Origin of the sequence: Aminiphilus sp. (assembly GCF_029975095.1) — a bacterium.
Lineage (GTDB): Bacteria > Synergistota > Synergistia > Synergistales > Aminiphilaceae > Aminiphilus.
The window spans coordinates 1-4,406 of record NZ_JARKPW010000188.1; the positions used below are offsets into that span (position 1 = coordinate 1).

At 68.1% G+C, this 4,406-nt stretch carries 3 protein-coding genes; all 3 read left to right on the forward strand.

From position 1 onward, the window contains the following. The first annotated feature begins 351 nt into the window (after nucleotides 1–351). Nucleotides 352–1,479 (forward strand): glutamate 5-kinase, encoded by a 1,128-nt coding sequence (gene proB / locus Q1K49_RS12145; protein WP_300526294.1) that lies wholly within the window; start codon nucleotides 352–354, stop codon nucleotides 1,477–1,479. A gap of 440 nt (nucleotides 1,480–1,919) precedes the next feature. After that, a complete protein-coding gene (locus Q1K49_RS12150; RefSeq protein WP_300526295.1) occupies nucleotides 1,920–3,371 on the forward strand; it encodes a glutamate-5-semialdehyde dehydrogenase in 1,452 nt (483 codons plus the stop codon). A gap of 427 nt (nucleotides 3,372–3,798) precedes the next feature. Then, on the forward strand, nucleotides 3,799–4,284 hold the full coding sequence (locus Q1K49_RS12155) for an ASCH domain-containing protein (protein ID WP_300526296.1): 486 nt from the start codon (nucleotides 3,799–3,801) through the stop codon (nucleotides 4,282–4,284). Nucleotides 4,285–4,406 lie beyond the last annotated feature (122 nt).

Here is a 4,406-nt window from a genome sequence, read left to right on the forward strand (position 1 = left end):
GGCCGGAGCCGCACGAAAGCGCTCCGGCCCGCCGCGTGTCATGGGGTCCCCTTTGCGGGAATCTGGATGTCCCCTTAGGTGCATCTTATGGGTGTCTGTGACACACGGGGCCGACCCGATGCACTTCGAGAAGATCATCAACAGAACCTGCATCATCAACTCCCTGGGGTACTTCCCGAACGACTGGGGCGTGGACGGCGCGCTCTAGGGCATCGCCTCCGGTCAAAAAATCAAACGTGGTTTATCTTTACGAATAGAATAAACTCTGGTAGAATTCCTCTCCATGATCGTCCGGAAGGGAGCGCCCGCCGCGGGGGTGTTCCCTTCCGGACATTTCGGAGAGGAAAGGTCGTGACGACAGGTATGATCAGGCTCGGGAAATGCCGGCGCATCGTGGTCAAGGTGGGAACCAGCTCTCTCACGCACAGTACGGGCAAGATCGACCTGAGACGCATGGAACTGCTCGTGCGACAGGTGGCGGATCTTTCCAACGGCGGTCGGGAGATGATTCTCGTCAGCTCCGGCGCGGTGGGTGCCGGCATGGGCAAGCTGAACCGCTCCTCGGCACCGCGGACGCTGCCGGAGAAACAGGCCCTCGCGGCGGTGGGGCAGGGGGGGCTGATGCACCTCTACGAGAAGCTCTTCGCCGAGTACGACCGGCACGTGGCGCAGCTTCTCCTCACCCGGGACGTCTTCGCCGTTCCCCGGCGCTACCTGAACGTGCGGAACACGCTGGCGGCGCTGCTCGAATTCGGGGCCGTCCCCGTCATCAACGAAAACGATCCCGTCGCAGCGGAGGAACTCCGCTTCGGCGACAACGACACGCTCGCCGCGGCGGTGGCGGTGGCCGCCGACGCGGATCTCCTGGTGATCCTCTCGGACATCGACGGTCTCTACGACGCGGACCCGAGGCGGAACCCCCAGGCCCGGATCATTCCCGTGGTGCGGGAGGTCACGGAGGAGATGCTCGCCTCCTCCCGGAGCAAGGGGAGCGCCGTCGCCAGCGGCGGCATGTGCACCAAGCTCCTGGCGGCGCGCATGACCATGGCCTGCGGCATTCCCCTGGTCATCGCCTCGGGAGGCGCGGAGGATCCGCTGCGGCGCATCCTTGCCGGAGAGGGGCTGGGCACGCTCTTCGTTCCCCGGGGCGAGGGATACCGCTCCCGGCGGCGCTGGCTCGCCGCGGGAAGCGCTCCCGCGGGAAAGATCCGCGTGGACAGCGGTGCGGCCCGGATTCTTGGCCGGGGAGGGCGAAGCCTGCTCCCCTCGGGCGTGGTGGCCGTGGAGGGGCGCTTCGAGCGGGGCGATGTGGTGGCCGTGGTGGCTCCGGAGGGAAGGGAAGTGGTCCGGGGCATCGTCAATTTTTCCGCCCCCGAGGTGGCCCGCATCGCCGGGCGGCATTCCCACGAGATCGAGGCGCTGCTCGGCCGCTGCGATTATGACGAGGTGGTCTCCCGGAACAATCTCGTGCTCGTCTAGCGTGCTCGTTCGACAGGATCGCCTGCGGGCATATCCGGCGCCGCGCATATCCGGCAGGCCAGTTCGGCGGAATTGCCCGGCGGACGTATCCGGCGCCGCGCTTGTCCAGCGTGCCAGTTCGGCGGATCTCCGGCAGGCATATCCGGCGCCGCGTTTGTCCAGCGTGCCAGTTCGGCGGAATTGCCCGGCGGACGTATTCAGCGGGTGTGTTCGCCCGGCGGACCTGCGGCGCGGCGAATCCACCAGGCCGGAGAAAACGCGCTCCTCGCGGTTTGTCTGCGGCACAGAAAAAGAACCGATCCGCCGCAGGCGGGTCGAGAAGGACGAAGGAGGCGGAGCCCTGCGGTCCTCAAGCTGCGCGCCCTTCTTCTCTCCGCAACGCTTCGGGCTCGTTCCGCGCCCGGTTGCAACGACTTTCTTTCAGGAGGCGAAACAGTGCCATGACGAACGAAACGAACATTCCCTGCGGCGGCGGAGCATCCGCCCGGGGCGATTTCTCCGGTTACGGCGTCGCTTGTTCCGGGCATGCCCCGGATGGACATGAGGAAGTGACGTCGCGTTCTTCCTCATGTTGCGGAAAAGGATTCGAAGAGGCGGGCGGCGTCGCCGGTGCCGAAGCGACCGGATGCGATCCGGTCGCTCTGGACGCGGAGCTTTCCGCCCTGGGCAAGGCGGCCCGCAAGGCGGCCCGTCGCCTGGGGGTGCTCTCCGGCGCGGTGCGGAACGGTGCGCTCGTCGCCATGGCGGAGGCGCTGCGCCGCAACACCGCCGACATCTGCGCCGCCAACGCTCGTGACCTGGCGCAGGGGCGGAGCCGGGGGCTCTCGGCCCCTCTGTTGGAACGGTTGGCTCTCACGTCCGCCCGGGTGGAGAGCATGGCCCGGGGGCTTGAGGACATCGCCGCCCTCCGGGATCCCCTTGGAGAGGTGACGGGCATGTGGACCACCCGGGAAGGGCTGCGCATCGGGCGGCTCCGGGTGCCTCTCGGGGTGGTGGGGATCATCTATGAATCGCGTCCCAACGTCACCGCCGACGCGGCGGGGCTCTGCATCAAGTCGGGCAACGCGGTGCTGCTTCGGGGCGGCCGGGAAGCGCTCGCCACGAACACCCTGCTGGCGGACCTGCTCGCCCGGGCCGCCGAGGAGGCGGGCGTTCCCGAAGGAAGCGTGCAGATGGTCGCCTCGCCCCACCGGGCGGCCACCACGCGCCTCATGTCCCTGGACGCTCTGGACGTGCTCATTCCCCGGGGCGGCAAGTCTCTCAAGGCGGCGGTGCGCGCCTTCGCCACCGTGCCCATTCTCATGACCGGCATGGGCAACTGCCACATCTACGTGGATGCGGGGGCGGACATCGACAGGGCCGTCGCCGTGGCGGACAACGCCAAGACATCCCGCCCCGCCGTGTGCAACGCCGCGGAGACCCTTCTGGTGCACGCGGACATTGCCCCGGATTTTCTTCCCCGGTGTCTCGCCGTCCTCGCCGCGAAGGGGGTTGAGATCCGGGGGGATGCGCGCACCCGGGCGCTCTTTCCCGCCGCGCTGCCCGCGAGCGAGGCCGATTGGGACACGGAATATCTGGATCTCATCCTCGCCGTGCGCGTGGTGGATTCCCTGGACGAGGCCCTGGACCACATCGCCCGCCACGGCACGGGGCACAGCGAGGCCATCTGCACCGAGAGCTACGGCGCCGCGGAGCGCTTTCTCCGCGAGGTGGACGCCGCGGCGGTGTACGTGAACGCCTCCACACGCTTCACCGACGGCGGCGTCTACGGCTTCGGCGCCGAGATGGGCATCAGCACCCAGAAGCTCCACGCCCGGGGGCCCCTCGGGGTGGAGCAGCTCACCTCCACCAAGTTCATCGCCTACGGCACGGGGCAGATCCGCACTTCCTGACACCGCACTTTCTGACGGCGCATTTCCGGGCCTGCGCAGTCTCGCACCGCACCTCCCGCTCCACCCGTTCCCGCGTCATCCGCTCCCGCGGCGGACGCGGGAACGGGTGCGTTCCGTCTCGTGCATCCGCGTTCCCGGACCGCCCGTGATCAGTGCTCCGGAGCACAAAGGAAACATCCTTCATCGGCGGGGCGTCCTGCTTCCCGCTTTCGGTACACGCTTCGCCGTTCCGCACGGCGGAAAAAGGACCCCGCACGCACGTTCGGGATGTCGGCGAAGGGCCTTGCTCTTTCCGCGCTCCCTGCGTATAGTGGCGGCGCGGCGGAACGCCGCTCCCGTCGGGTGCGCCGTTCGCGGGGGAGAGGCGTTCATCTTCGGGTGCGCGGAGGTACGGGCGTCCGGGCGACGACGGAGGGAGGAGCGAACCATGACGGAGGACCTTCGGAAGGAATCCGTGGAGGCCATGTGGCGGGCCTATCTCGCCACGCAGGGAGAGACGCCGGAGACCACGGCGAAGTTCTGGGAATCCTGGCATTTCTGCGACAACGAAAAGGATGCGAACGAGCTTGTCCTGCTCGTCCGGCAGGGACAGAAACGGGGAACGGCGAGTCTCCTGTGGAGTTACGAACACGAGGGGGAGCGCCTCCCCTGCGTGGGGGATCACGTGGTCATCACGGACTGGAGCGGTGAGGCCCAGTGCGTGATCCGCATCACCGATATCGCCGTGGTGCCCTTTCAGGACGTCTCCGCGGAGTTCGCCCGCACGGAGGGGGAGGGCGACTGCTCCCTTGCCCACTGGCGCCGCGTCCACTGGGAGTGCTTCACCCGGTATGTGCACGAGATCGGGCGGGAGCCGGAGGAGGAAATGCCCGTCATCTGCCAGACCTTCGAGGTCGTGTACGGAGGGCTGTGATGCCCCGGTACGGCCCGGAGGCTTTCTCTCCGGCCCCGGCGGGTGTTCGGTGCGGTGCCCCGGCGGAGACCCTTGCGGAGCGGGTGGCCCGGGTTGTGCGCGAGGAGGTGGCGCTGGTCGCC

What these genes read in the sequence shown, in the direction of transcription:
- Q1K49_RS12150 (WP_300526295.1), top strand. Translation starts at nt 1,920, where the DNA reads ATGACGAACGAAACGAACATTCCCTGCGGCGGCGGAGCATCCGCCCGG.
- Q1K49_RS12155 (WP_300526296.1), top strand. Translation starts at nt 3,799, where the DNA reads ATGACGGAGGACCTTCGGAAGGAATCCGTGGAGGCCATGTGGCGGGCC.